Raw genomic sequence first — 25,414 nt, forward strand, 5'->3', positions numbered from 1 at the left:
ATGAATCCCCCCCACTGATTACAGTTTCACTTTATTTTGAAACGAATAACCTTACTGTATTCCGCTATTCATTATAGCAACATCGTCTGCAAAATTACACAAAAAAACAAACCCTTTTATGAAAGGGTTTGTTCATTGTCTACATATTCAGCTATTTTTTGAACAACACCAGGTTCAAGTTGCTCTAGTACAGAAGCTGCTTGTTCTAAAGCTGCATCGTATTGATATTCACGGAATAATTTCTCCGCATAATTTAAGCTTTCTGCAAGGCTTTCATCATGACTGCGGTAACGGTTACCGTATTGAATTAATTTTTCAACTAAATACGCTTGTCCAATTAACTCTTCTGTCATTTCAGCTACACCGTTCACAGTTGTGTATGCTTCTTCTAAACTGCTATTTACAGCGTTCATATTTAACGGCTTCACTTCTAATTGTTCATATACAGCTTGCATTGCCATTTGCCCTCTTTTTAAATCTTCCATAATACTCTCTGGAAGACCTGGCAAATTCGACTTTTGCATAAAGCGTTTCGTTTCGAAAATAGTATTTCGCATTTCTTGTAACTTCTCACGCGCTTCAAATTCTTCTTTACGCATCGTTTGCAGCATCTCTTTATATTCTGCATGAAGTACTTTTAACGTTTCACATTGCTCATAAACCTCTTCTAGTTCCTCACGAATAATAGAGAAGGCAATATCTTGTTCAGCAACGCGTAATTGTAGCATTTCAAAACGTTTCGTTAAAATGTGCATTTGCTTTTCAATTACTTTTTGAGATTCAATATCCTTATCTTGCAATTGATAGCTTTGTTTCACAAGTTGTGTTTCTGTTTTCGTTTCAATCGTTTCGATACGTATTTCTTCTAAGTCTTCATAAACAGAAAGTGTTTTTTGCTCCACATAATGTCTCGCATGCACCTCTTGCTCAAGTTGATCATAGAAACCATCTAAACGAGTTTTTAAGTCTTCCACTTTTTCAGCCGCTTCTGTTATATGAAGCTCCTGTATATCCATTAAACATGTGTTTAGTTGTGTCGTCATATCACGAACTTCTTTAGGGATTTCCAAATACTCTAATACATAACCTTGTCTTACCATATCATTATGACCCTGTAATAAATCTTCCAGTTGAACTGGTAGCGTCGCTTGACATTCTACTAATAAATCTGGAATTTGGTGAATAATGATTTCTAAACTTGCTAAACCTTCTTCTAAACTAATAACAATTTCTCTCGCTTTTAAGTAGTCACCATTATCTGTTGCTTCTTCAAAGCTTTTAAATTTATTAGATTCAGCGTCTAGCATCTCTTCGATTTTCTGCTCTGCTGCTCCATACATATGTCTATGAGCAAGAACACTCTTTTTCATACTACGATATGTATCACGTAATCCTTCAATTTCCGAGCTATTTTTCTCATGGCTTTCTAACAATTGCTGTAATTCATTTAAAACACCTGTAATACGATTATCAGCGTCATCTAAACCACTTATGGATTCGTTCATCGCATGCTTTGCTTTTCGGAAGGAGAATTGCGAGGCGAATTTTCGCGCTTGCGCTAAATCTTTGTCCGCTTTCGGAAGGGTTGTTGATACAATTTCATCCCATTCTTCACGCCATTTACCAAACAGTTCTTCTGTTTGACCCGTCATGTTTAAATCTTTTACCCGTTTTAGTTCATCTGCCACAGGTTTATCTTTTATCTCTTGTTTCCACTGCTCCAGTGCTTCAATATCTTTATATGAACGATTTCTTATCACAAGCTCTATCATGAGCAGCACTAGAATAGAGCTTACTACAATGATAACGATCGTCAGGATAGAATCCATGCAAAAAAGCCTCCTAGTTATATCTCTTTTTTTGTCCGTTCCGTTTATGAAATGGAAGGCATTATGTATAAAAAGGGAATTCCCCTATATTTAACAACTAACAATGTACTAATCATACCATGTAATGGCTTGTTTTTGACCTAGTTTTTTTTAAAATTTCATGTTTCTTTCAATGCGATTGTAATCTTTCTCAATATTCCGCCTACCTCAATACCTATCCTCAAATGATTGTAATAACAAACAATCTTTCGTATGAGATACGAAATAAATTTTCCGCATGAGTGGTGGTTCAACAGAAATTACATGTACATTTCCCTGCCTTACAGACTGCTCTACTGCCCTTTCTGGAAGTAACGTGATACCAAGTCCGGCTTTTACCATTGTAAGCATCGGTTGTGCGTAAGATGTTTCCACAGCTATAGTTGGCTTTACACCTATCTCATGAAACATGTTCATAATCATTTTCCTTACATCGCATATTTCTGGATATACAATTAATTTTTCATTTTGCAGCTCTTCTATTTGAATGGCTTTCTTCTCTTTATACGTATGATTATTTGAAACGGCACAAACAATTTTCTCTTGTTGCACTTCTTTTATATACGTAGCACCTTCTACTACGGAATCGATGAACATCGCGTCAATCTCCCGCGCTTTAAATAAATCTCTTAATACTTCCGTATGTCCAATTTGCCACTCTACTTCGAACTCATCACCTAATACATCTTTACATTCTAATATGTAATGCTCTGCTAAACTCGGTAGTATACCAATTGAAAACTTTCGGTTCTCTTGATACCCCCTCATTTCTGTTTTCACTTCATTTATTTGTTCCAAAATCGGTAGCATTCTTTTTATAAATAACTCTCCTGCCTCCGTTAACTCCACTCCTTGCGCAGAACGCTTAAGTAAAGTAACCTCTAAATCCGCTTCTAACTTTCGAATTTGCTTACTAAGCGCTGGTTGAGATATATGTAAAATTTTACTTGCCTTTGATAAACTTCGCGTATGCTTCACTTCGATAAACGATCGTACTGCCTCCAAATCCATCGTACACACCTCTAACAAAAAGTTATAACCGTTATAAGAAATCGATATTTCCTCCTATAAACAATTACTCTTTATACTTATTTCATCAACTTACTATAACGAAATGCAAAGGGGAAAGATACTCTTGAACAAAAAACAAATGCTACTCGGATCCTTTCTATGCTTACTCGCCGTCACTGCCTGGGGATTTATGTTTCCTGTAATGGCAAATGCTCTGCAATTTATCGATCCGTTCTTCTTCACAACGATTCGCTATGGATCAGCAGCTATTATTTTTCTTATTTTGCTATTAATTACTGAAGGGAAGACTTCACTCCGCTTAGAAAAAAGAACACTTTCTCTGTTCTTTTACGGGACAGTCGGTTTCGCAGGATATGGTTTTCTCGTTTTCTACGGACAACAACTTGCTGGACCTTCCGGAGCAATTCATGCAGCTATGATTCAGTCTCTTATGCCACTGATCGCCTTATCACTGCAATGGGTAACGAAAAATCGTCGCCCACAAAACTACACATTTCTTTGTATGTTCGTTGCATTACTTGGTGTTATGCTTGTCATTTCAAAAGGAAATATTCACTTATTATTTGGAGCTGCAAGCCACTTATCGACAAACATATTAATGCTATGCGGCGTTACTTGCTGGGTCATTTATACAAACGGAGGTGCTCGTTTTCAATCCTGTTCACCACTTAGGTACACGACATTAACTTGTTTATTTGGCTCCATTTCACTCATCGTTATTGTTACTTTCTTAACGTACACAAATATAGTTACTATGCCGTCACTGCGTAAAGTTGTGAGCGTTCGTTTTGAGCTCTTTTATATGTCGATTATCGCAGGAGTTATCGCTGTATTTTGCTGGAATATGGGAAATCGCTATATTTCATCTATTAACGGCATATTATTTATGAATTTAGTTCCTATTCTTGCACTGATCGGTTCTATCTTTCGAGGTTATACAGTCGATAAAATTGAAATCGCTGGAGCAACGTTAACAATTATCGCGCTATTATGTAACAATTTATGGCAAAGAAAAATAAACATAAAACTCCCCACCTCAGTTCGTTAGGTGGGGATTCTTCACATATGAACAGCTCTTGGCCATTCATGGTACATATTCGCTTTACATAATGCTTGTTCCATCCATTGCTCAATCTCTTTCGTGTACATTTCTATGAAAAATGTCTCAGACGGGAAAGAATGCAGTACTTCTGATATATATTGTGGATATAAAAACGGCATATTTATCATGCCTTTTAATTGCGTCATAAACATTGTAAATGATACTTTCTGAAATTCTTGTTTTATTTGTCCTTGCCTAATAATTTGCTCTATATAATATCTTTCTTTAGAAAAATAAACGGTCATCACTTCACGAATTAATGTCGTATCAAGCGAAAGCTCTCGGTAGAAGAAACGTGTTAGTTCTCTATTTTCAAATTGATATCGTAACATCCCACGCACCATTTGCACCATCACATCTTTAGTCGACAAATACTCTCTCTGTTCAAACGAAATTTCAATCACATGAATATACCCTTCTAAAAAATCAGTAATAAGCTGTTCTAATAAACCTTGCTTCCCAGCAAAATAATATGAAATATTCGCTACATTCACATCCGCTCGCTTTGCAATGTCTCGCACCGACGTTCCATCATAACCTTTCGTATTAAACAACGATATTGCCGCATCAATTACTTTTTGTTTCGTCTGCTTCATGCGCTCACTTCCTCTCAATGAACAGCTATAGTTTAAATTTCTTGACTTTTAAGACAAATTCCTTTAATTTTCTATCGACAAAGTCATGTGAAATACATCGTATTTTGCTAATATTTTACACATCTCGATAAAAAAGGAGCTGTTTCCATGTTTACTAAAGAAAGTTATGCAGGATCTCGCGTGCAGCAATATGAGACAGTAATTAAACAACTGGATGCGTTATTAACTGGCGAATCAAACGTAGTCGCAAACTTATCAAATGCGTCCGCATTATTAAACCAATTTTTAGATCGCGTTAATTGGGTTGGCTTTTATGTAACAGAAGGAAATCAGCTTGTCCTTGGACCGTTCCAAGGAATGCCTGCTTGCGTACGCATTCCATTTGGACGAGGCGTTTGCGGCGTAGCAGCTGAAACGAAAACAACTCAGCTTGTAGCGGACGTTCACCAATTCCCAGGTCACATCGCTTGCGATAGTGCTTCTAATTCGGAAATCGTTGTACCGATTGTGAAAGAAGGAGCTGTCATTGGTGTACTTGACATTGATAGTCCTGAAAAAAATCGTTTTGATGAAGTAGATCAGCGCTATTTAGAAAAGTTTGTGGAGACACTCCTAAAACATATGTAAAAAGAAAAGAGCGAGTTATCGACTTAGTACGTCCTGTACAAAACCGATAGCTCACTCTTTTTTTATTGATTAACAGTAGATATTTTCTTTAATGCCTGCTCTAAATCAGAAACGATATCCTCCCACGATTCTAAACCGACCGATAAGCGTATTAAATTATCGAAAATGCCCATTTCTTTTCTTAGTTCAGCCGGAATCGCAGCGTGCGTCATCGTTGCTGGATGCTGAATTAATGTTTCTGTATCGCCTAAACTTACCGCAATTGTAATAAAGTGAAGATCATTAATAAACGCTTGCGTCTCTTCTTTTCCGCCTTTTACTGAAAAAGAAATAACACCGCCCCCGCGTTTCATTTGACGAGATGCTAACTCCCCTTCTGGATACCAAACATCTTCTACCACATCATGTTTTCTTAAGAACGATACAATTTTTTCTGCATTATCACAATGACGATCCATTCTTACTGCTAACGTCTTTAACCCGCGTAATAATAACCACGCATCAAACGGCGCCATAATACCGCCGATATCTTTTCGCATCGGGCGAATCTTTTCAGCTAACGCTTTCGTTTTACAAATCGTTACACCCGCTACAACGTCACCATGGCCACCAATATATTTTGTCGCACTATGCACAACAGCGTCACAGCCAAGCTCAAGCGGTCTTTGTAAATAAGGCGAACAAAACGTATTATCAACAATGACAAGTAAGCCATTTTGCTTCGCAACCTGAATCACTTGTTTTAAATCGATTAATTTCATTGTTGGATTAATCGGTGTTTCAACGAAAATAAGCTTTGTATTCGAACGAATTTTATTTTCAATATTAGCCTCTGTCTCCATGTCACAAAACGAATGCGTAATCATAAATTTTTCTTCTAACACTTCTAAAAAACCGTACGTACACCCATATAATCCGTTTGAACAAATAATATGATCTCCAGCCTTTAAAAGACCAATTAAAGTTGCTGAAATAGCTGCCATACCAGATCCGAAGGCAAGTGCCTCTTCTCCTCCTTCTAACACCGCCATACGTTCTTCAAATAATTTCACAGTTGGATTTCCAAGCCGTGAGTAAATATAAGATGGATCCACTCCCGCAAAACTCGCCTCTCCTTGCTGCGCAGTCTCAAATGTAAATGTAGAAGTTTGAAATAAAGGTGGTGTTAAACTTCCTTTATGTTCCTCAGGTGTATAACCGTGATGAATTAACGCTGTCTCCATATGCTTCTTTTTCATAAAAACATCCCCTTTATGTTTTTATCCCGCATATTCACCAATAAAAACTGATGAACGTTTTTACTACATTTTATGTAAGCGTTTTATTTGTGTTTCTATCTCTTCTTTTATATTGTTTTAAATTCCTTCTTATATTAATTTCCAAAATTTATATGCATAAAACAAAAACGTACTCGCTTGACGAAACTCTGGGTAAAAGATATAATAGCGTTTGTGTAAAATAAAAAGGCAGCCTTGTAATGTGAGTTTATCGTTTGTATTTTGTTCCTCTACGGAGGTGTATCTCGTAACTCCCTGCTGCTGGAGCGAAGGTACATGAAAACAAAATGCCCGTAAATATCGATTACGTCTGTTTTTATTTTACGTAAATAAAAACATTTTTAAAGGAGGAGTCAACTATGGCTCGTTATACAGGTCCAGCTTGGAAACTGTCTCGTCGTCTTGGAATCTCTCTAAGCGGCACAGGAAAAGAATTAGAAAAACGCCCTTACGCACCAGGTCCTCACGGTCCTAACCAACGTAAGAAACTTTCAGAATACGGTTTACAATTACAAGAGAAACAAAAACTTCGTCACATGTACGGCATGACTGAGCGTCAATTCCGTCGCACATTTGACCAAGCAGGTAAAATGCCTGGTAAGCACGGCGAAAACTTCATGATCCTTCTTGAAGCTCGTCTTGACAACTTAGTTTACCGTATGGGCTTAGCTCGCACTCGTCGTGCAGCTCGCCAATTAGTAAACCACGGTCACATCATGGTTGATGGCGCTCGCGTAGATATCCCATCTTACCGTGTAAAACCTAACCAAACTATCAGCGTTCGCGAAAAATCTAACAGCCTTGTTGTTGTTAAAGAAGCGATCGAAGTTAACAACTTCGTACCAGAATACTTAACTTTCGATGCTGACAAATTAGAAGCTACTTACACTCGTCACGCTGAGCGTGCTGAGTTACCAGCTGAAATCAACGAAGCATTAATCGTAGAGTTCTACTCTCGTTAATCTCGGTACTCTGCAAAGAGTAGTATTAAAAGCCTTAGGAACCTTGTTTATCAAGGAGCCTGGGCTTTTTTTATTGAATATAACCCGATTATATGCATAGAAACAGACCAATGTAACAAAATAAAAAAGAACTGCAAGTCTATAGTTAATAAAACTTAACCCCCTCTCTAGAATTCCATCCATTTTTTATCCACATTAATAAAAACCTCCCCCTTCTTCTAACACTTAAAAACACTACATTCTATCCCATAACTCATTTTTCTTTGCTGTACTCTCCTTTTCTTAACATTATTTTTACAACGTATTTATTTGCACATAATCTATATCTTCCCTTTTCTATTTACATTCAACCTTAAAAACCTCTTCATCACTCGAGCATCCGAATGAGATTAAAAAACTTAATAAACGAGTACCTCTTTAATCGTTAAATCATTAGAATATTCCGTTTACAACCCCTCCCTTAAATTGGTATTATTTTCTTGTAAGGGGAGGGAAAGTTCGTGTCTTTAAATATGCATCTCGGTGAAGTACAAGCTTAAACAGAAAGTATGAACTCTTTATGTATCGCTACTATTCAAGGTATGGAACAAATTATTCATTCTATTGACGCTTTTGCATTGGATACTGTTCTACAAGGACAAACATATAGCGGTGCAAAAGCATATTTCTTACAAACCTTTCGTCCGTTAGCACAAAGAAGCATTTACTTATGCGAAGAATTAATCCTTCAAAATGATGCTTTTCCAAGAGGCTTTCAATCACAGGTAGCTTCTACAGATGTTATCGAACAGGAGATATTAGAACAAATTCGAGAAATCGATCGAATGATAGCAAGTACGGAAACAATCGATCAAGCTATGCCAATCTCAGGTCTGGACGCTATGGCAAATCTTTTTGCAGTCATGAGAGGTAAAACTGAAAGAAAAGTTAGAACACCTATATGAATTTAATCAAACATCTAGTGATAACTATAGTACAGCACTTTAACTAGCTGCGAGTATCGCACAAGGTCTTGCGGAAATACAAAGTGTAAGTGAAGCAGAATAATAAATACTAAAGGGGTATGAAAAAATGAAACGTAAACTATTAACTTTAGCGATTCCAATGTTGTTAATAACAGGGGTAGGTTGTGAGTCAAACGATAAAAAGAAAGACGAAGTAATGGAAGCTTCTGTTAAAGAAAACAAGAAAGAAGACTATAGTAAGAATGCAACATACTTACTTAAAGATTACACTGAACAAACGGAAGAAATAAAAGACCTTATAGATAGCAGAAAATCTAATAAGAAGAAGGCTGAAAAGTTAAAAGAGTTATCGAAACCTTATTTCGAATTAATTGATAAGATTGATAAATTAGATTATAAGTTAGCTGAAGACAATAAAGCACCGATAAACATAAGTAAAGCAATGTTATTCTCGAAATCAGGGGTAGAAAACATACAGGCAGGTTTAGAAAAGGATGATAAAGATACAATTGAATTCGCTAAACAGGATTTAGACGAAGCTTCTGAGTTAGTAGACAAAGCAACAAAAGAACTAAGTAAAAAGAAATAACACAAAGGGGTATATGTCAATGAAACGTAAACTATTAGCCTTAGCTATTCCTGTTATGTTGTTAGCAGGTTGTACAACATAGACATATGGACTTACACAGTCAGAGTTACGAAAAGTGGACAAAGAATATTAATCAAATAAACTAACAATATATTAGAAGGTCTTTTCATGAGTTGTGGCTTTTATTATGTAATACTTATAGAGTTTCGTAGACATTTCACCACCCTTTCATTTTTTTAAAAATAGTGCAACTATTGATGTGCCCCTACGCTACCTATCCTCCCCAGAGGACAAATTTTATTTTTTGACAGGGGGACTTAAAAGATTAAATCAAAAAAACAGCCTTCTCAAGTCAATACTTGAAACGGCTGTTTTTAATAAAGGAAAATATTAATATCATGATAAACCTTTCTTTGATTTTATACACTAAATTATCTAAACGTTCCCTTTAGGAGTCACTACTTGTTTTATGACTAAATAGATTATCATAACCTATCGGGGTAAACTGTTCATCTATCCCTAACTTTTGGATAGTAATTATAGAATCCATGCAATCTGAAAGTAACAATCTTTGAGATGCCTCACTATGTTCCATACAAATCCTCCTGTTTATAACGATTTATTTTTATCAATTTATCAGTTCACATTAATTATATTTTTTTCTTCTACAAACCCTCTATTAAATAGCTCACTTACTAAATTTGAATCCTATGCATACAAAAAAGCTACCGAAGACACCAAAACAGTTACTTCGAGTAGCTTTTATTTATATATATTAAAGTTATTTATTTTCCTCTTTTTGAACATATACATAAGCATCTTTCTGCTCTTTATGTATATCAACCTTCGAATTCTCTGCAAGTTGACCCGCGTTTAGCAAAGAAAAAATAATCAACGCTTCTAGTGACATTTCGTTTTACCACTCCTTTCTAATTGTTATACGTTTATCATACCGCTTACATGTGATTTCCGTATGAACTCGAAAAGGAGATTAAAACAAAAAAAGCTTTGAGGAATTTCCCCAAAGCTTTTTATTTATTAGTAACGAATTAAGAAATATTTCTTTTTACCGCGGCGAATGATTGTAAATTTACCTTCGATGCGGTCGTTTTCTGTTACAACGTAGTCTAACGCTTGTGTACGCTCACCGTTTACGTAGATTGCGCCGTTCGTTACATCTTCACGTGCTTGACGTTTTGATGGAGAGATTTTGCTTTCTACAAGTAAGTCGATTAATACTGTATCTTCTGCAGTACGTTCTACAGATGGTACGTCTTTGAATCCTTGTTCAATTTCGCTTGCAGTTAGTTCTGCTACAGAACCGCTGAATAGTGCAGCTGAAATTTTAATCGCTTGCTCTAATGCTTCTTCGCCGTGAACAAGTTTTGTCATTTCAGAACCTAATGCTTTTTGTGCTGCACGTTTTTCTGGTGCTTCAGCTACTTGCTTTTCAAGCTCAAGAATTTCTTCATGAGATAAGAATGTGAAGTATTTTAAGTATTTAACAACGTCGCGGTCATCTGTGTTAATCCAGAATTGGTAGAACTCGTAAGGAGTTGTTTTCTCTGGGTCTAACCAAATTGCGCCGCCTTCTGTTTTACCAAACTTCGTACCGTCAGATTTTGTAACAAGTGGAATTGTTAAACCGAATGCTTTCGCATCTTCCTCTGATTTACGAATTAATTCAAGACCAGCTGTAATGTTACCCCATTGGTCACTACCACCGATTTGCAGACGGCAATTATGGTGTTGGTATAAGTTTAAGAAGTCGTATGATTGTAAAATCATGTAACTGAACTCAGTGAATGAAATACCAGTTTCTAAACGAGATGCTACTGTATCTTTTGCTAACATATAGTTTAAACCGAAGTTTTTACCGATATCGCGTAAGAATGAAATTACATCTAAGCTACCAAGCCAGTCATAGTTGTTAGCCATCGTTGCTGGGTTGTCCACGTTTTCAAACTCTAAGAAGTTTGAAAGTTGGTTTTTAATGCTTTCTGTGTAGTAAGCAACTGTATCTTTCGTATTTAATGTACGTTCTGCTTTTTTACCACTCGGGTCACCGATCATACCAGTACCACCGCCAACAAGTGCGATTGGTTGGTGGCCAGCTAATTGGAAACGACGTAACATTAATACTGGTAACATATGACCAATATGTAAACTATCCGCTGTCGGGTCGAAACCACAGTATAATTTAACGCTTTCTTTTTCTAATAATTGCTCAAGGCCCTCAGCATCTGTTTGCTGATTAATTAGACCGCGAAATTCAAGATCTTGTAAAATACCCATATCCTACATACTCTCCTTTAAGTTCATTACTGGCGTGAAGGTTGAAAACATAAAAAAATCGCCCCTTCAAATAAGGGACGATTTTGATTATCGCGTTACCACCCTAGTTGCAGGCAAAAAAGCCTACCACCTTATTTACATAACGGCTTAGCACCGTCTTTTCCCTTTTGAATACAATTCAATCGAAAAAAGATGCTCTAGGGGCGTAATTCGCGATCATCTATGTGCTGATTTTCACCGGCCATCAGCTCTCTAAAACAGGGAAATGATCACTACTTCTCCCTTTCCACGCTCAATTATTCATATACTTTTCTTTATACCATCATTTATATAGGCGTGTCAAATAGAGGTCAGGTTTCCCTCCTTGCCAATCCTTTACAACGCCATAAAGAGTATCGTAATAAGAGAAAGAATTGGAACCCCAACTAATAACGATACATGAAACACAACCGATAAATCATTCCCAATGGTCGCCTCCACAGGATCTTTCGCTGGAGAACCAAGAAACCCGATTAATCGATCGAATTGACTTACCGTTTTTGGAAAGTCTGGTATTTCTACATGATCACTATCTAAATGTTGCTTTAATTTATATTCACTTTTAAAGAGATTTTCGCTCAATTTCATCCACCTCCAGCAATTGTTTCAATTTCTTTATCCCGTTATAGAGTCTCGATTTCACTGTTCCAATCGGAATGTTTAATATCTCTGCAATTTCTTTTTGCTGCATGTCATGATAATAAGAAAGGATTAGGACCGCTCTTTGCTCTTCTGGAACTTTCAAAATTGCTTCTCTTACTGTAAGCCGATCTTCGTGAGAAAATTCTTTTTCCGGAATCGGCACTAAAAATGGCAAAAGCGTACGCCACTTTTTTCTCCTATTTAACTTATTAATCATAAGACGATAACCAATTTGAAATAAATACGTTTTTATTTTACCTTTTTCAAGTTCATACATATGTTTCTTACGCTCTAGCGTCAAAAACGTATCTTGCACAAGATCGATACTTAATTGTTCATCTCGGTTAAATCGATATAAAAATGTGTATAGCGCTGGTTTGATTAAAACATATAGTCTTTCTCCCGCTTGTTTATCTCCACTTTGATACGCAAGCATGAGCTCCTCCTCAATCCCAATCTGCGCCATGATTTTTGATCTCCTTTATTCCTTTTAACGTTAATGAAATACGGGAAATTAAATATGCAATCGCAATAAAAATCCACAATTGTGATTGATTTGTAAAAAATTGCACATATGGGTTTTGAATCGTAAATCCCATTGCAACTAAAGTATTTAACGCTTGCACACATATGCATGCATACAATGCCAGACAAACAGAAATCGTATCAAATACATTCCAGCGAAAATAAACTTTTGTTTTTGTAAAATCGATTTTATTCCCTTTTTTTCGTACTATATGTTTTCTATCAAATGGAATAATGATTGAAAACATAACACCCATTATAACTCCAGCTGTAAGCATTGATACTCTATATCCAATTGGTATCGGTAAGAAAAGACCACAAGAAAATACAACTATAATCCCAATTAAAGCAAAAGTAAGAAGTAATTTATTAGACATATAAAAGCCTCCCTCATCTATTCTTTCATAAATGTATACAGACGAGGAAGGCACTTCGTTCAAATATTATTTTAGTTTTTTTATAATCTTTGCAGGATTCCCGCCAACTACTACATTATTAGGCACATCTTTCGTTACGACAGCACCAGATGCGATCACCGCATTGTCTCCAATTGTTACACCTGGATTAATAATTGCTCTTCCGCCAATCCATACGTTATCGCCAATTGTAACTGGTTTTCCGTATTCTGATCCGCTTATACGCTCAATTGGATCAAGCGGGTGCGTTGCTGTATAAATGTGAACACCTGGAGCTAACATACAGTTCACTCCGATTGTTACCGGGCATACGTCTAAAATCGTGCAGTCAAAGTTCGCGTAAAAATTTTCACCGACATGAATGTTATAGCCGTAATCACATCTAAAAGAAGATTCAAGATGAATATTATCTCCTGTCGTTCCGAATAATTCTTTTATGATTTCGCTACGCTCTTTCAATTGCTCTTCTGGCGTATCATTTAATTTTCTCGTTAATATACGTGCTTGCTCTCTTTCTTGTACTAAAACTGGATCAGCCGGTATATACATTTCTCCTAGTATCATCTTTTCTTTTTCTGTTTTCATCATACTACCCCCGTTAACTTATATATATAAGTTAATAATAACATAAAAAAAGGCCTGAACATTTTTTCGTTCAGACCTTCCTCTCTTAATCTTCCATCGTTGATAAGTCACCTGTTGGTAAATTCAGCTCCCACGCTTTTAATACGCGGCGCATAATTTTACCACTTCTCGTTTTCGGTAATTTATCTCTAAATTCAATTTGTCGTGGCGCTGCATGAGCTGCTAGGCCTTTCTTTACAAATTGACGAATTTCTTCTTTTAATTCATCAGATGGTTCGTATCCTGCTCGAAGTGCGATAAATGCTTTAATAATTTCGCCACGCACTGGATCAGGAATACCAATTACACCTGCTTCTGCAACAGCAGCATGCTCGATTAATTTACTTTCTACTTCAAACGGACCAACGCGCTCACCTGACGTCATAATTACATCGTCAATACGTCCTTGGAACCAGAAGTATCCATCTTCATCCATATAGGCAGAGTCACCTGATACGTACCAATCTCCCGGCATGAAATAAGATTCATACTTTTGCTGGTTATTCCAGATTGCACGCATCATAGATGGCCAACCTTTCGCAATTGCTAAGTTACCCATTGTGTATGGAGGAACTTCATTTCCTTCATTATCAACAATCGCTGCTTTTACACCTGGAATGGGTTTACCCATTGAACCTGGACGGATTTCCATACAAGGGTAGTTACAAATAACTTGTCCACCTGTTTCTGTCATCCACCACGTATCATGAATACGAAGTCCAAATGCATTCATACCCCAGCGAATTACTTCTGGATTTAGCGGCTCACCAACGCTTAATACGTGGCGAACTTGTGATAAGTCATATTTTTTAATTGCGTCTTGTCCAGCTCCCATTAACATACGGAACGCTGTCGGTGCACTATACCAAACTGTTACACCGTAATCTTGCAGTGCTTCATACCAAGCTTCCGGACTAAATCGCCCACCTAAAATAACATTTGACGCTCCAACTAACCACGGTGCGAAAATACCGTAAGCAGTTCCCGTTACCCAGCCTGGATCAGCTGTGCACCAATATACATCGTCTTCTTTTAAATCTAATACCCATTTCGCCGTTTGATAGTGCTGAACCATTGCATTTTGCGCATGAAGCACACCTTTTGGCTTACCAGTAGAACCAGACGTATAATGAAGAATTAAACCATCTTCACGGCCTAACCATTCAATATGTAATTCTTTTGAAGCTTGTTCAAATAAAGGATTGAACGCTACCGTTTTACCGCCTTCTTCTACATTATCTCCAACAAGAAAAACTGTTTTTAAAGCAGGTAAATCATTTAATGGTACACGCTCTAATAACTCAGGCGTTGTAATTAACACCTTCGCTTCACTATCTTCTAAACGATCGCGAACCGCACCTTCCATAAATGCTTCAAATAACGGTCCAACAATTGCTCCTAATTTCACTGCACCTAAAAGTGCGAAATATAATTCTGGAGAACGTGGCATAAAAATAAAAACGCGATCGCCTTTTTCTACATCGCCATAATTTTTCAGGACATTTCCTGCTTTATTAGAAAAATCCTTCATTTCCTTAAATGTATATTTCTCTTTTCGCGATCCATCTTGATAATAAAGAGCTACTTTATTCTTTCGATCGGATTTCGCATGCTTATCAATTGCCTCATACGCCATATTTACTCGGCCTGTTTCATTCCAAGTAAAGTTTTTATTAACCTCTTCCCAGTTAAAATTCGCGTATGCCTCATCATAATTCGGCAAATTATTTTCTCCTTTAATGACAGGAAGCGTTTCTACTTTCATACTTTACATCCCCCTCCTATGTATTCTATTATCTATTATAATGATATTATTTAAAATTTTCAGTATATTTGTTGGTTTTTAGACAAATTTTTAATGACAAAATTCGATTCACATCGCATATATTATAAAGTACGATATTAATAGATTCACAAACCCTCAAGGTGGTGAGCAATACATTGATTCATAAAAAAATATACAATGCTAGAAACTTAAAAACAGCGAAAGGCACTTTAATTATTGAAGGTCCTGTCTCTACACATAATCTTGAAATGTATGAATTTCATCCAGATTTAGTTGCATTTCGTCCTGCTGAACAGCAATATAAAGCAATTGTCGAAATTTCTAAATTACCAGAAGCTCGACTCATTATTGCTAGACATGACCAGATGATTGTTGGATATGTTACATATTTATATCCTGATCCACTTGAACGATGGTCAGAAGGAAAAATAGAAAACTTAATTGAGCTTGGGGCAATTGAAGTAGTTCCAGCCTTCCGCGGGAGTTCTGTCGGAAAGAACTTACTAGAGGTTTCTATGATGGACGATTATATGGAAGATTACATTATATTGACGACTGAATATTATTGGCACTGGGATTTGAAACAAACAGGATTAAATGTTTGGGAATACCGAAAAGTAATGGAAAAGATGATGAATGCCGGCGGGTTACAATGGATGGCTACAGACGATCCTGAAATTTGTTCACATCCCGCCAACTGTTTAATGGTCCGCATCGGTAAACGCGTTGATACGGATTCTATTCAAGCTTTTGATCGTCTACGTTTTCACAATCGTTTTATGTATTAATAAAGGGGGCAACTGGAATGATTGTAGAAGAAATTATGAATCAAAATGTAGTTACACTACATCCAAACGATACAATCGAAACAGCAATCCGAACGATTCGCACGAAAGGAATTCGGCACATTCCAATTGTCGATCAAAATAATCACGTCGTAGGCATTATTTCTGATCGGGATGTAAGAGATGCAAGTCCGTCTATTCTAGATGAACAAGTTTCACTCGATATGCTACAGCAACCGCTTGAACTTATTATGAAACATCCTGTAATGACTTGCCACCCTCTCGATTTCGTTGAGGAAATTGCTACTTTATTTTTTGAAAATAAAATTGGCTGTCTTCCTGTTACAAAAGCTGGGAAGTTAGTTGGAATAATCTCAGAATCTACAGTACTGCACACGTTAGTAAAATTAACAGGAGCACATCAACCGAGTTCACAAATTGAAATTCAAGTAAAAAATGAACCTGGTATTCTTGGAAAAGTCGTTGCTATTTTTAGTGATTTACAAATAAATATCGTGAGCGTTCTCGTCTACCCAGCAAAAGATGAGAATGATAAAGTACTTGTTTTCCGCATTCAAACGATGAATCCTCTAAAAGTGATTGATGCACTTGAAGCAGAAGGCTATCTCGTATTATGGCCGAACATCATGGGGATGCAAGCATGAGTAGCGCGTTTATTTATTCGGATGACTTTCGGGGCTATTCATTTAGCCCTGATCATCCTTTTAACCAACTGCGCGTCACACTTACGTATGATTTATTACAAAAGGGTGGTTTCATCTCTCCCTCTCAAATCATCTCACCACGGATGGCTACAGATGAAGAGATTGCCTACGTTCATACAGAGGAGTACATAAATGCGGTAAAACGTGCTGGAGAAGGAAAGTTAGAAAAATCAATTGCGATGACATATGGACTAGGAACAGAAGATACACCGATGTTCCCAAATATGCACGAAGCAAGCGCATTGCTCGTTGGCGGTACGTTAACAGCTGTCGATGCTGTTCTTTCCGGAAAAGTAAAACACGCACTTAACTTAGGTGGAGGCTTACATCACGGCTTCCGTGGCAAGGCATCTGGTTTTTGTATTTATAACGATAGCTCCATCGCAATGAAGTATATTCAGAAGAAATACGGTTTACGCGTCTTATATATTGATACAGACGCTCATCACGGTGATGGCGTGCAGTGGTCGTTTTATGATGATTCTAACGTATGCACCATTTCATTACATGAAACTGGTCGCTATTTATTCCCTGGAACTGGCGCTGTAAACGAACGTGGACAAGGTAATGGTTATAGTTATTCTTTTAACGTTCCACTGGATGCTTTTACAGAAGATGAATCCTTTCTAAAATCATATCGAACAGTTGTAAAAGAAGTTGCAGCGTACTTTAAACCGGATATTATTTTAACGCAAAATGGTGCCGACGCACATTACTACGACCCACTTACACACCTTTGTGCAACCATGAATATTTACCGCGAAATACCGAAGCTCGCTCGTGAAATTGCTAATGAATATTGCGACGGTCGCTGGATCGCTGTCGGCGGCGGTGGCTATGACCATTGGCGCGTCGTACCAAGAGCTTGGGCACTTATTTGGCTCGAAATGAACAACATCCAAAACATCTCGGGTTATCTCCCTCCAGAATGGATTGACGCTTGGAAAGGACAAGCCGAAACAGAACTTCCCCTCACATGGGAAGATCCAGACAACATGTATAAACCTATCCCCCGTAAACCAGAAATTGAAGAAAAGAATGCATTAACTGTAGCGAAATCCCTTGAAATCATTCGGAATAATATGACAAAATCTTTGTACTAAACGAAAAGGAGGCTCGTTTTTGAATAGCCTCCTTTTATTTATTGTCGACTACTGTCGGTAAGTCGATATGTTTCGAGTTGCGCCGATATATTTTATTTAATAATTAACCGGTCCAACTTTTATGAAAAAAGGACGTGATATTATGTGGACACAACAAATGATCCCCACAAAACGCGGCACATTTGAACTCTTTACAAAAGGAAATGGCGAACCGCTTTGTATTACACATCACTATTCACAATTTAATGAAACTGGTGATTACTTTGCAGATGTTTTCACTGCTACGCATCGTGTATTTCTCATTAATTTACGAGATGCTGGTAGCTCTGTAACCACCCAGTCAGAAAACGAATTAAGTATGATTGAAACGGTTCACGATTTAGAAGCAATACGGGAAGCTTTACAACTCCCAACATGGCATTTCACTGGTCATTCAACAGGTGGTATGCTTGGACTTTTATATGCGATTACATATCCAAATTCCTTACAATCATTAGTCGTAGCAGGCGCTGCAGCAAGTAACTATACCGAAACACCATTTTGTATTTATCATCCAGAACATTCACAGTTTCATTATATGCAAGAGCTCATCGAAAACTTAAAAAGCCCTCACCTTACAAGTGAAGAACGGAAAGAACTATCTACTAAGAGAACAAAATTATCATTGTATAAACCAGAAAACTACAACTCTTATTTTTGTAAACCAATCAAAAAAACAATGTCCGTTAGCCGGATGAATGCTTTCGCCAATGAATATCCTTCATTTGATTTAAGGGAGTATTTACCTTCTATAAAAACAAAAACACTAATTATGTGTGGAAGACACGATGTGCAGTGTCCTATTCAATATTCCATCGAGATACATGAGGGTATATGCGATTCTACTTTTGTGACATTTGAGGAGAGCAACCATTATCCTTTTTTAGAAGAAGCTGCTCAGTTTACTTCTACTACTCAAATATTTTATAAATCATTGCAACAAGGAACTCTAAAATAGCATATTAAGGTCGCAAGTTAATTTTCCAACAAAAACCTCACAGCCTCTATAAGACTATGAGGTTTTTCAAAAGAAATATTTCACACTAGTAACAACCAAAAGAAGAACAGAAAAAATCATTAAACCTAAATCAATAAATACTGACTTTTTATCTCCTTCTTTTAAACTTATCATAAAACTAGAAATTATTTTAATTGCAAAAAAGACCATCATAAATAACCAACCCAAATGATCATTCGTAGAATCTTCATCATAAAACATTTGTATTGCACCAATAATTAATAAGATAAGTACAATATTAGTTCCAATCTTTAAAACCTTGTTTGATTTATTATCTTTTAATGTATCCCCCAAAATGTAGCACGCCCTCTCACACTCTCCTATGTTTTATCTCTCTTTATATTTTAACATAAATTACCTATTATCCCCTTTTGATCACATACAAAAAAACCTGCCAAAACTTTGACAGGTTCCCTACACATTAAAACGATAACCAGCTCCCCATACTGTTTCAATATATTGCGGGTGGGCAGGATCTCTTTCAATTTTTTCACGTAGCTTTCTAATGTGGACGACAACAGTGGCTAAATCACCAGCGGAATCTAATCCCCAAATGCGTTCAAATAACTGTTCTTTATTTAATACTTGGTTTGGATGTGTGACAAAGAATGTTAATAAATCAAATTCCTTCGTTGTAAATGCCACTTCTTCATTGTTTATAAAAACTTTCCTCGCTCGTTGATCGATAGAAATTCCGTGAATGTATAGCGTATCACGTTGCTTACTTACATTTCCTGATAATCTTTCATAACGAGCAATATGCGCTTTTACTCTTGCGACTAATTCGCTTGGGCTAAACGGTTTCGTTATATAATCATCCGCTCCTAATCCGAGCCCGCGAATTTTATCTATATCTTCTTTTTTTGCTGAAACAAGTAGAATCGGAATATCTTTTACAGCACGTATTTGTTTACAAATTTCGAATCCGTTCATTTTCGGAAGCATAATATCTAAAATAATTAAATCATAGTCTTCTTGCAGGGCTATTTGTAAACCTGTTTCTCCTGAATGCTCTACATCAACTTGGAAATCATTAATTTCTAAATAATCTCGCTGTAATTCTGCAATACTTACTTCATCTTCTATTAGTAAAATTCTTTTCAATTTACTCACCACATTCCTCTACTTTTTCCAATGAGAAGAAAATGCTTGTGCCTTTACCAAGCTCGCTTTCCGCCCAAATTTCCCCGCCATGTTCTTCAACAATTTGCTTCGCTATTGCTAAACCAAGTCCACTTCCACCTGTGCTAGAATTTCGCGATTGTTCTGCACGATAAAAACGTTCAAAGATATACGGTAGCGTATCAGATTCTATACCTGATCCATTGTCTATCACCTTCACAATAACTTTATTGTTATCACTCGATACTGTTACGGTAATTTTCTTCTCTTCTTTATCCATGTACTTCACACTATTATGAATTAAATTTGATATAACTCTATTTATCTTTTCGCAATCAGCCGTTACATATAATGGCGATGAATGTAATTGTAAGTTAATTTCTATACCTTCTTCACTTAAATCCATCTGCATCTCTTCTATTAATTCTTGCATAAACGTATTTAATTCAACTGTCTCAAATTGGAATGGAACTCGATTTAAATCGAGCTTCGAAAACAAAAAGAGTTCATCAATGAGTGTGTCCATATGTTTTGCCTTCGTATGAATTGTCGTTAAATACTTATCCATTTTTTCTGGCGTATTTGCTACCCCGTCCTTTATTCCTTCTACATATCCGATAATAGATGTAATCGGTGTTTTTAAATCATGCGATATGTTTGAAATAAGTTCTTTTCGATTTTCTTCATACTGCGTTTGTACTTCAATCGATTCCTTTAACTTCTTCCTCATTTCCTCAAATCCTTGATTTAATTGACCTATTTCATCGTGCGATGTAACTGGCATTTGAAAATCTAAATTTCCTTCTTTAATTTTCTCCGTTGCACCTTTCAATACAAAAATTGGTTTTATTACACTTCTTGAAACAAGATAACTTAATAAACCAATGAGTAAAATGGCTAATAGTAAAAGCGATACGAATAAGATTGGAAATAATTTTTGTGTAAGATCTACAAATGAACTTTGCTTTTTTAGTACAAATATACTCCCTTCTTCTTTCTCTGGAAAATAAAAATCAAACTTTACATATCGATAAAATGTCTTGCCTAGTTCCGTTGTACCACGACTATTAATATTTGCCGCTTCAAATTTCGGAAGGGCTTCTGTTAAAGTCGAACTTTCAAATCCCTTATTAGCATAAGAAATGTTTTCTCCCTTTCTTACAATTATTTTCACACCTTCTTTTTCAATTGATGAAACGAACGATTTATCTAATAATTGAGATTGATGTTGCTTTGCCGCTAATTTTAATTCAAGATAGGCATTTTCTTCTTCTGGTGTAAGCGGCTTTTGAATGTAAGAACTTTTATAGAAATTTTTCACTGCTTCCAAATCACCTGTTATTGAAAAAACAATTAAAAATCCCGCGACTAATATGAGCGTAATAGAAACGAGAATTACAGCAATATAAGAAAATAAAAACCTTGTTTTAATAGACATATGTTACATCCTCACTTTACCCATCCTTCATATTCATAAGCATAAAAATATATGTTCAAATACTCAAGCGATTTTATAGTAATTTTAGCGTCAGTTTATAAAAATTTAATGTTCCTATTTTACAGTTGAAATTAGGAGGTTGAAATTCCATGTTCAAAAAAACATTCAGTATGATATGTTGCGTAATTTTTTTACAAGGATGCTCGCAAGAACAAGAAGTCAAAAAGGAGATGACAAACATGGAGACTGCACTACTAGCAGCTACTGAAAAAAATGAAACGAATACTGTTATATCTTTACTAAAACAAGGTGCAAATATAAATGCGACGGATAATCAAGGACGTACCCCTCTTATGATTGCTACATACAAAAATGATGTAAAAACCGCAAAAGCACTTATCGAAGCTGGTGCTGACGTAAATATCCAAGATGACATGAAAAACAATCCCTTTCTATACGCCGGTGCGGAAGGTTACTTAGACATTTTAAAGCTAACAATTAATGCTGGTGCAGATCCTACGATTACAAATCGTTACGGCGGAACAGCTCTTATCCCAGCCTCAGAACATGGCTATATTGACGTTATAAAAGAACTCCTCACTCGAACAAATATTGATGTAAATCATGTAAATAACCTAGGATGGACAGCTTTAATGGAAGCTATCGTACTAAGTAACGGAAACGAAACACAGCAACAAGTCATTCGCCTTCTTATTGAGCACGGTGCAGATGTAAATATTCCAGATAATGATGGTGTTACCCCGTTAGAGCATGCTCGCGCTCATAATTTTGCAGAGATAGAGAAAATTTTGTTAGAAGGAAATAAGTAAAAAGCTTATCTTTGCCTTCCTCCCCCATCCTATGCTACATTTAAGCCGTTACATCAATATTAATAGGGTGGGAATACATATGAATAAACCTAAAATTGGGATGATTGGACTTGGTAGCATTGCGCAAAAGGCCTATCTTCCAACACTTACAAAAGAAACAGATTGGAACTTTGTCGGGGCGTTTACACCTAACGCAGAGAAAAGAAAACAAGTTTGCCAGCAATACCGAATTCAAGACTTTCATTCTATTGAAACGTTAGCTTCGGAATGTGATGCAATCTTCGTTCATAGTTCAACTGCATCGCATTATGAAATCGTTTCTGAGCTTTTGAAAAAAGGAATCGACGTTTATGTTGATAAGCCGTTAGCAGCTACTGTGGAACAAGCTGAGCAACTAGTCGAGTTGAGCGAGAAGTATAACCGAAAGTTAATGGTCGGATTTAATCGCAGATTCGTTCCTATGTATGTTGCTGCCAAAGAACAGGCTCATGATATTTCATGGATTCGAATTGAAAAGCATCGCACAAATAAAGTCGGGCCATATACGTACGACTTCACTATGTTAGATGATTATTTACACATTGTAGATACTGCTCGCTGGTTCGCTAATGATGACCTTAACGTCGTTCACAATATGATGCAAATCAATGAAAAGAATGAACTTCTTTACGGACATCATACATATACAACTCCAAGTGGACTGTTACTTTCTACTGCAATGCATCGCCATGCCGGTACAAATTTAGAACAAATTGAACTTGTAACGCCAGGGAAAATCATTCGCGTAAAAAATATGAATACATTTGAAATTGAACAGGAAAACTCAGTTTCACAAAGCGGTTCTCCATCATGGGATACGACGTTAAAACAACGTGGTTTTGAAGATGCTGTTCATCATTTTATTGAATGTGTACACGGAGATACAAAGCCTGTTGTAGATGGATTAGAAGGATTAAAAACGCAGCAAATGCTACAATCTTTACTAGATGATGTAAACAAAAATTAAAACGGATACATTTTTCAGAATTTACTTTCATTCCCATTTCCCCTTTATTTCTCTCGTAAATTTCTATAAAATATGTTGATAGGAATTATAAATTTCATAATGAATCGTGGAAAGGATGGGATTGACACATGTGGAACGAGTTTAAAAAGTTCGCTTTCAAAGGGAATGTCGTTGATTTAGCTGTCGGGGTTGTAATCGGTGCTGCATTCGGTAAAATCGTTAGTTCTTTAGTAAAAGACATTATTACACCATTACTTGGTATGGTATTAGGTGGCGTTAACTTTACAGATTTGCACTTTGGATACGGTAAATCAGCTGTTATGTATGGTAACTTCATCCAAACAATTTTTGATTTCTTAATTATCGCAGCTTCTATCTTTATGTTTATTAAAGTTTTCAACAAACTAACATCTAAAAAAGAAGACGAAAAAGAGGAAAAAATTCCAGAACCAACAAAAGAAGAAGTTCTTCTTGGCGAAATTCGCGACTTATTAAAACAACAAAATTCTTCTAAAGATAGAGCATAATTGAACGGATAAAAAGGCATGTCCCTCGGGACATGCCTTTTCTATATGCTATAACGTTTCCGAATTCATATGAATAAATAAAATAATACCAGCAACCATAAGTACCATAATGCTACCTGCAAATAGTGTAATACCAATAAACATTAAACTTTTGCTCATATCTACTGATACACTTTCAATAAAAATAGAAATTACATACGTGATAAGGGCAATTCCTGCAAGAATACTTCCTGGAACAAATCGCTTTAAACCATTTTGTTTTAACGTCATATATGCAAAAATAGCAGTCATACAAAGCGTAATTATCCAAAGAACGATCATCTCTTTTCCCCCCTCACAAGCCTTTTCTTTCTATTATACATGACATTGCCCTATAATAGTTATTTTTACACTTATGTGACATATAACAAGGAATCATACAATCTATAGAGAACTCTTCCAGGTAAGCTATATACTAGGGAGGATTTCAATTGGAAGATGATATTGTAGGATATTTTAAACAAGTAGAGCGATTTGATTATATTACAATCGACTTAGACAAAATTTTTTTTACATGGAAGTTGTACAAATAGAAACAAATGTAACTTTGCTAAAAATATCACTTAACTTAAAAAAAAGATAAAACGATTGTAGATGGAAAAGCAAAGCACTATGATTCTTCTAGGCTAGAGCATTTAATACAAAATTTTAAACGCACTGCACAAACATGCCTTGAACATAATTTACGAAGCGCTGAAGAACTTTTTGCATTTTGGAAAAGAAATTGACCACTAGAAAAATATGGATATCCCTCATATAAATTGATATAATTACCATATACAAATATTCTTTGTAAGGGAGTGTTCATAATGATTTGGATTTCACTAATCGTATTAGCTTATTTCATCATTCTCGTCCCAATACAGTACAACTACATTAAAATGCTCAAAGAAAAACAGAAAAAAATGAATGTCTCACAAAACGAACTATATGACAACATGTCTTATGAAGAATCCCAAGTGCATTACCATTATCAAAGTAACTTATTTACAATACCTGCTTCGCTTGTCGCAAGTATTATTTATAAAGTGAAACATGCAGCATAATGTGTACGCTGTAAAATTATTGTTTGAGTCTGTTCATGCTGGTGAGCCTGATCCTACGAAAATTGATGAGCATTATGAAGAGAATCACGATACACTTTTTGAAGAAAGTATTATTCTTGTTAAAGCAAACAGTTTAGAAGAAGCTCATGAACTAGGTGAAAATATAGCTATACAATCGGAGCACACATACGATAATATGTATGATGAGCAAATCACATGGACGTTCCGAAAAGTGTTACATGTGTTTGAATTAGACGATACCCCATTTGAAACTGGAAAAGAATTGTACGCAAAATTTTTACACGTTAAGAAAAATGAAACTGTAGATACAGTAATTGAAAAATATTATCCTGAATATGAATAAAAGCTCACAGCAATCGCTGTGAGCTTT

Annotated in this window: 29 protein-coding genes, 2 pseudogenes and 1 other annotated feature; of the genes and pseudogenes, 15 read left to right on the top strand and 16 right to left on the bottom strand. The window is 36.1% G+C overall.

Features of this window, described 5'->3' with window-relative positions; translation table 11 throughout:
* Positions 1–116: 116 nt before the first annotated feature.
* Positions 117–1,829 (bottom strand): septation ring formation regulator EzrA, encoded by a 1,713-nt coding sequence (gene ezrA / locus NZ044_RS22860; protein WP_000377317.1) that lies wholly within the window; start codon positions 1,827–1,829, stop codon positions 117–119.
* Positions 1,830–2,036: 207 nt separating this feature from the next.
* On the bottom strand, positions 2,037–2,879 hold the full coding sequence (locus NZ044_RS22865) for a LysR family transcriptional regulator (protein ID WP_063675838.1): 843 nt from the start codon (positions 2,877–2,879) through the stop codon (positions 2,037–2,039).
* A 124-nt stretch (positions 2,880–3,003) separates the two neighbouring features.
* Here NZ044_RS22865 and NZ044_RS22870 point away from each other — a divergent pair, with 124 nt between their 5' ends.
* Positions 3,004–3,948 (top strand): DMT family transporter, encoded by a 945-nt coding sequence (locus NZ044_RS22870; protein ID WP_063675840.1) that lies wholly within the window; start codon positions 3,004–3,006, stop codon positions 3,946–3,948.
* Between the two features lie 11 nt (positions 3,949–3,959).
* Here NZ044_RS22870 and refZ read toward each other — a convergent pair whose 3' ends face one another.
* Entirely contained in the window at positions 3,960–4,598 is a 639-nt protein-coding gene (gene refZ / locus NZ044_RS22875) for a forespore capture DNA-binding protein RefZ (protein ID WP_000814915.1), read from the bottom strand.
* A 147-nt stretch (positions 4,599–4,745) separates the two neighbouring features.
* Between refZ and NZ044_RS22880 the strand changes: the two genes are divergently transcribed.
* The gene (locus NZ044_RS22880; RefSeq protein ID WP_000494340.1) at positions 4,746–5,225 is read left to right on the top strand and encodes a GAF domain-containing protein; all 480 of its coding nucleotides are present in this window, start codon (positions 4,746–4,748) and stop codon (positions 5,223–5,225) included.
* A gap of 62 nt (positions 5,226–5,287) precedes the next feature.
* Here NZ044_RS22880 and megL read toward each other — a convergent pair whose 3' ends face one another.
* Positions 5,288–6,463, bottom strand: a complete 1,176-nt coding sequence (gene megL, locus NZ044_RS22885; RefSeq protein ID WP_063675842.1) for a methionine gamma-lyase — start codon at positions 6,461–6,463, stop codon at positions 5,288–5,290.
* A 398-nt stretch (positions 6,464–6,861) separates the two neighbouring features.
* Here megL and rpsD point away from each other — a divergent pair, with 398 nt between their 5' ends.
* The 3 genes and pseudogenes from rpsD (at position 6,862) to NZ044_RS22900 (ending at position 9,018) form a co-directional block, all read left to right on the top strand.
* Positions 6,862–7,464: a 30S ribosomal protein S4 gene (gene rpsD, locus NZ044_RS22890; RefSeq protein ID WP_000135320.1), complete on the top strand. Its 603-nt coding sequence runs from the start codon at positions 6,862–6,864 to the stop codon at positions 7,462–7,464.
* A gap of 548 nt (positions 7,465–8,012) precedes the next feature.
* Positions 8,013–8,448, top strand: a pseudogene (locus NZ044_RS22895) (T7SS effector LXG polymorphic toxin); the annotation flags it as partial.
* 87 nt (positions 8,449–8,535) lie between these two features.
* The gene (locus NZ044_RS22900) at positions 8,536–9,018 is read left to right on the top strand and encodes a hypothetical protein (protein ID WP_017763655.1); all 483 of its coding nucleotides are present in this window, start codon (positions 8,536–8,538) and stop codon (positions 9,016–9,018) included.
* A gap of 448 nt (positions 9,019–9,466) precedes the next feature.
* Here NZ044_RS22900 and NZ044_RS22905 read toward each other — a convergent pair whose 3' ends face one another.
* The 8 genes from NZ044_RS22905 to acsA form a co-directional block, all read right to left on the bottom strand.
* Positions 9,467–9,613, bottom strand: coding sequence for a hypothetical protein (locus NZ044_RS22905; RefSeq protein WP_017763656.1), 147 nt, complete (start codon positions 9,611–9,613; stop codon positions 9,467–9,469).
* Between the two features lie 186 nt (positions 9,614–9,799).
* The gene (locus NZ044_RS22910) at positions 9,800–9,928 is read right to left on the bottom strand and encodes a hypothetical protein (protein WP_000050940.1); all 129 of its coding nucleotides are present in this window, start codon (positions 9,926–9,928) and stop codon (positions 9,800–9,802) included.
* Positions 9,929–10,056: 128 nt separating this feature from the next.
* Positions 10,057–11,313: a tyrosine--tRNA ligase gene (gene tyrS, locus NZ044_RS22915; protein WP_063675844.1), complete on the bottom strand. Its 1,257-nt coding sequence runs from the start codon at positions 11,311–11,313 to the stop codon at positions 10,057–10,059.
* A 70-nt stretch (positions 11,314–11,383) separates the two neighbouring features.
* Positions 11,384–11,611 (bottom strand) — a binding site (T-box leader).
* A 77-nt stretch (positions 11,612–11,688) separates the two neighbouring features.
* Positions 11,689–11,934 carry a hypothetical protein gene (locus NZ044_RS22920; RefSeq protein WP_001293698.1) on the bottom strand — a complete coding sequence of 82 codons (246 nt, stop codon included), beginning with the start codon at positions 11,932–11,934 and terminating at the stop codon, positions 11,689–11,691.
* Positions 11,915–12,460: an RNA polymerase sigma factor gene (locus NZ044_RS22925; RefSeq protein WP_000057202.1), complete on the bottom strand. Its 546-nt coding sequence runs from the start codon at positions 12,458–12,460 to the stop codon at positions 11,915–11,917. The genes NZ044_RS22920 and NZ044_RS22925 overlap by 20 nt, the downstream gene beginning before the upstream one ends.
* A complete protein-coding gene (locus tag NZ044_RS22930; RefSeq protein WP_000066443.1) occupies positions 12,441–12,896 on the bottom strand; it encodes a hypothetical protein in 456 nt (151 codons plus the stop codon). Before NZ044_RS22930 ends, NZ044_RS22925 begins: the two co-directional genes overlap by 20 nt.
* 66 nt (positions 12,897–12,962) lie before the next feature.
* Complete coding sequence (locus NZ044_RS22935) at positions 12,963–13,523, bottom strand: maltose acetyltransferase domain-containing protein (RefSeq protein ID WP_097890884.1); 561 nt, start codon at positions 13,521–13,523, stop codon at positions 12,963–12,965.
* A gap of 82 nt (positions 13,524–13,605) precedes the next feature.
* Positions 13,606–15,324 carry an acetate--CoA ligase gene (gene acsA / locus NZ044_RS22940; protein ID WP_000862047.1) on the bottom strand — a complete coding sequence of 573 codons (1,719 nt, stop codon included), beginning with the start codon at positions 15,322–15,324 and terminating at the stop codon, positions 13,606–13,608.
* A gap of 176 nt (positions 15,325–15,500) precedes the next feature.
* On the opposite strand from acsA, the gene acuA reads away from it, so the two are divergent.
* The 4 genes from acuA to NZ044_RS22960 all read left to right on the top strand — a co-directional run bounded on the left by acuA (position 15,501) and on the right by NZ044_RS22960 (position 18,955).
* Positions 15,501–16,133, top strand: coding sequence for an acetoin utilization protein acetyltransferase AcuA (gene acuA / locus NZ044_RS22945; RefSeq protein WP_000581392.1), 633 nt, complete (start codon positions 15,501–15,503; stop codon positions 16,131–16,133).
* A gap of 17 nt (positions 16,134–16,150) precedes the next feature.
* The gene (locus tag NZ044_RS22950; RefSeq protein ID WP_097890882.1) at positions 16,151–16,795 is read left to right on the top strand and encodes an acetoin utilization AcuB family protein; all 645 of its coding nucleotides are present in this window, start codon (positions 16,151–16,153) and stop codon (positions 16,793–16,795) included.
* Positions 16,792–17,958 (top strand): acetoin utilization protein AcuC, encoded by a 1,167-nt coding sequence (acuC, locus tag NZ044_RS22955; RefSeq protein WP_017763659.1) that lies wholly within the window; start codon positions 16,792–16,794, stop codon positions 17,956–17,958. Before NZ044_RS22950 ends, acuC begins: the two co-directional genes overlap by 4 nt.
* A 121-nt stretch (positions 17,959–18,079) precedes the next feature.
* On the top strand, positions 18,080–18,955 hold the full coding sequence (locus NZ044_RS22960) for an alpha/beta fold hydrolase (RefSeq protein ID WP_133963689.1): 876 nt from the start codon (positions 18,080–18,082) through the stop codon (positions 18,953–18,955).
* 66 nt (positions 18,956–19,021) lie between these two features.
* Here NZ044_RS22960 and NZ044_RS22965 read toward each other — a convergent pair whose 3' ends face one another.
* From NZ044_RS22965 to NZ044_RS22975, 3 genes are all read right to left on the bottom strand, one after another.
* Positions 19,022–19,309 (bottom strand): hypothetical protein, encoded by a 288-nt coding sequence (locus tag NZ044_RS22965; protein ID WP_000502927.1) that lies wholly within the window; start codon positions 19,307–19,309, stop codon positions 19,022–19,024.
* Positions 19,310–19,429: 120 nt separating this feature from the next.
* Positions 19,430–20,119 carry a response regulator transcription factor gene (locus tag NZ044_RS22970; protein ID WP_003280338.1) on the bottom strand — a complete coding sequence of 230 codons (690 nt, stop codon included), beginning with the start codon at positions 20,117–20,119 and terminating at the stop codon, positions 19,430–19,432.
* A gap of 1 nt (position 20,120) precedes the next feature.
* The gene (locus NZ044_RS22975) at positions 20,121–21,575 is read right to left on the bottom strand and encodes a HAMP domain-containing sensor histidine kinase (RefSeq protein ID WP_097890880.1); all 1,455 of its coding nucleotides are present in this window, start codon (positions 21,573–21,575) and stop codon (positions 20,121–20,123) included.
* A 149-nt stretch (positions 21,576–21,724) separates the two neighbouring features.
* On the opposite strand from NZ044_RS22975, the gene NZ044_RS22980 reads away from it, so the two are divergent.
* The 3 genes from NZ044_RS22980 (at position 21,725) to mscL (ending at position 23,938) form a co-directional block, all read left to right on the top strand.
* A complete protein-coding gene (locus NZ044_RS22980; protein ID WP_079246031.1) occupies positions 21,725–22,405 on the top strand; it encodes an ankyrin repeat domain-containing protein in 681 nt (226 codons plus the stop codon).
* A 79-nt stretch (positions 22,406–22,484) separates the two neighbouring features.
* Positions 22,485–23,411 (top strand): Gfo/Idh/MocA family protein, encoded by a 927-nt coding sequence (locus tag NZ044_RS22985; RefSeq protein ID WP_001039702.1) that lies wholly within the window; start codon positions 22,485–22,487, stop codon positions 23,409–23,411.
* A gap of 128 nt (positions 23,412–23,539) precedes the next feature.
* A complete protein-coding gene (mscL, locus tag NZ044_RS22990; RefSeq protein WP_079246033.1) occupies positions 23,540–23,938 on the top strand; it encodes a large conductance mechanosensitive channel protein MscL in 399 nt (132 codons plus the stop codon).
* Positions 23,939–23,986: 48 nt separating this feature from the next.
* Here mscL and NZ044_RS22995 read toward each other — a convergent pair whose 3' ends face one another.
* Positions 23,987–24,259 (bottom strand): DUF3917 domain-containing protein, encoded by a 273-nt coding sequence (locus NZ044_RS22995; protein WP_000636586.1) that lies wholly within the window; start codon positions 24,257–24,259, stop codon positions 23,987–23,989.
* 149 nt (positions 24,260–24,408) lie between these two features.
* Here NZ044_RS22995 and dhp61 point away from each other — a divergent pair.
* The 3 genes and pseudogenes from dhp61 to NZ044_RS23010 all read left to right on the top strand — a co-directional run bounded on the left by dhp61 (position 24,409) and on the right by NZ044_RS23010 (position 25,387).
* Positions 24,409–24,705 (top strand): annotated as a pseudogene (gene dhp61 / locus NZ044_RS23000) (protein Dhp61).
* Positions 24,706–24,786: 81 nt separating this feature from the next.
* Entirely contained in the window at positions 24,787–25,023 is a 237-nt protein-coding gene (locus NZ044_RS23005; protein WP_000637898.1) for a DUF3949 domain-containing protein, read from the top strand.
* A 1-nt stretch (position 25,024) separates the two neighbouring features.
* A complete protein-coding gene (locus tag NZ044_RS23010; protein ID WP_118961690.1) occupies positions 25,025–25,387 on the top strand; it encodes a DUF4288 domain-containing protein in 363 nt (120 codons plus the stop codon).
* The last annotated feature ends 27 nt before the right edge of the window (positions 25,388–25,414 follow it).

The sequence above is a fragment of the Bacillus sp. FSL K6-1338 genome (assembly GCF_038006965.1).
In the GTDB taxonomy this organism is placed as follows: Bacteria; Bacillota; Bacilli; order Bacillales; family Bacillaceae_G; genus Bacillus_A; species Bacillus_A thuringiensis_S.

What these genes read in the sequence shown, in the direction of transcription:
- ezrA (WP_000377317.1), bottom strand. Translation starts at nt 1,829, where the DNA reads ATGGATTCTATCCTGACGATCGTTATCATTGTAGTAAGCTCTATTCTA.
- NZ044_RS22865 (WP_063675838.1), bottom strand. Translation starts at nt 2,879, where the DNA reads ATGGATTTGGAGGCAGTACGATCGTTTATCGAAGTGAAGCATACGCGA.
- refZ (WP_000814915.1), bottom strand. Translation starts at nt 4,598, where the DNA reads ATGAAGCAGACGAAACAAAAAGTAATTGATGCGGCAATATCGTTGTTT.
- NZ044_RS22880 (WP_000494340.1), top strand. Translation starts at nt 4,746, where the DNA reads ATGTTTACTAAAGAAAGTTATGCAGGATCTCGCGTGCAGCAATATGAG.
- megL (WP_063675842.1), bottom strand. Translation starts at nt 6,463, where the DNA reads ATGAAAAAGAAGCATATGGAGACAGCGTTAATTCATCACGGTTATACA.
- rpsD (WP_000135320.1), top strand. Translation starts at nt 6,862, where the DNA reads ATGGCTCGTTATACAGGTCCAGCTTGGAAACTGTCTCGTCGTCTTGGA.
- NZ044_RS22900 (WP_017763655.1), top strand. Translation starts at nt 8,536, where the DNA reads ATGAAACGTAAACTATTAACTTTAGCGATTCCAATGTTGTTAATAACA.
- NZ044_RS22905 (WP_017763656.1), bottom strand. Translation starts at nt 9,613, where the DNA reads ATGGAACATAGTGAGGCATCTCAAAGATTGTTACTTTCAGATTGCATG.
- NZ044_RS22910 (WP_000050940.1), bottom strand. Translation starts at nt 9,928, where the DNA reads ATGTCACTAGAAGCGTTGATTATTTTTTCTTTGCTAAACGCGGGTCAA.
- tyrS (WP_063675844.1), bottom strand. Translation starts at nt 11,313, where the DNA reads ATGGGTATTTTACAAGATCTTGAATTTCGCGGTCTAATTAATCAGCAA.
- NZ044_RS22925 (WP_000057202.1), bottom strand. Translation starts at nt 12,460, where the DNA reads ATGGCGCAGATTGGGATTGAGGAGGAGCTCATGCTTGCGTATCAAAGT.
- NZ044_RS22930 (WP_000066443.1), bottom strand. Translation starts at nt 12,896, where the DNA reads ATGTCTAATAAATTACTTCTTACTTTTGCTTTAATTGGGATTATAGTT.
- NZ044_RS22935 (WP_097890884.1), bottom strand. Translation starts at nt 13,523, where the DNA reads ATGATGAAAACAGAAAAAGAAAAGATGATACTAGGAGAAATGTATATA.
- acsA (WP_000862047.1), bottom strand. Translation starts at nt 15,324, where the DNA reads ATGAAAGTAGAAACGCTTCCTGTCATTAAAGGAGAAAATAATTTGCCG.
- NZ044_RS22950 (WP_097890882.1), top strand. Translation starts at nt 16,151, where the DNA reads ATGATTGTAGAAGAAATTATGAATCAAAATGTAGTTACACTACATCCA.
- acuC (WP_017763659.1), top strand. Translation starts at nt 16,792, where the DNA reads ATGAGTAGCGCGTTTATTTATTCGGATGACTTTCGGGGCTATTCATTT.
- NZ044_RS22960 (WP_133963689.1), top strand. Translation starts at nt 18,080, where the DNA reads ATGAAAAAAGGACGTGATATTATGTGGACACAACAAATGATCCCCACA.
- NZ044_RS22975 (WP_097890880.1), bottom strand. Translation starts at nt 21,575, where the DNA reads ATGTCTATTAAAACAAGGTTTTTATTTTCTTATATTGCTGTAATTCTC.
- NZ044_RS22980 (WP_079246031.1), top strand. Translation starts at nt 21,725, where the DNA reads ATGTTCAAAAAAACATTCAGTATGATATGTTGCGTAATTTTTTTACAA.
- NZ044_RS22985 (WP_001039702.1), top strand. Translation starts at nt 22,485, where the DNA reads ATGAATAAACCTAAAATTGGGATGATTGGACTTGGTAGCATTGCGCAA.
- mscL (WP_079246033.1), top strand. Translation starts at nt 23,540, where the DNA reads ATGTGGAACGAGTTTAAAAAGTTCGCTTTCAAAGGGAATGTCGTTGAT.
- NZ044_RS22995 (WP_000636586.1), bottom strand. Translation starts at nt 24,259, where the DNA reads ATGATCGTTCTTTGGATAATTACGCTTTGTATGACTGCTATTTTTGCA.
- NZ044_RS23005 (WP_000637898.1), top strand. Translation starts at nt 24,787, where the DNA reads ATGATTTGGATTTCACTAATCGTATTAGCTTATTTCATCATTCTCGTC.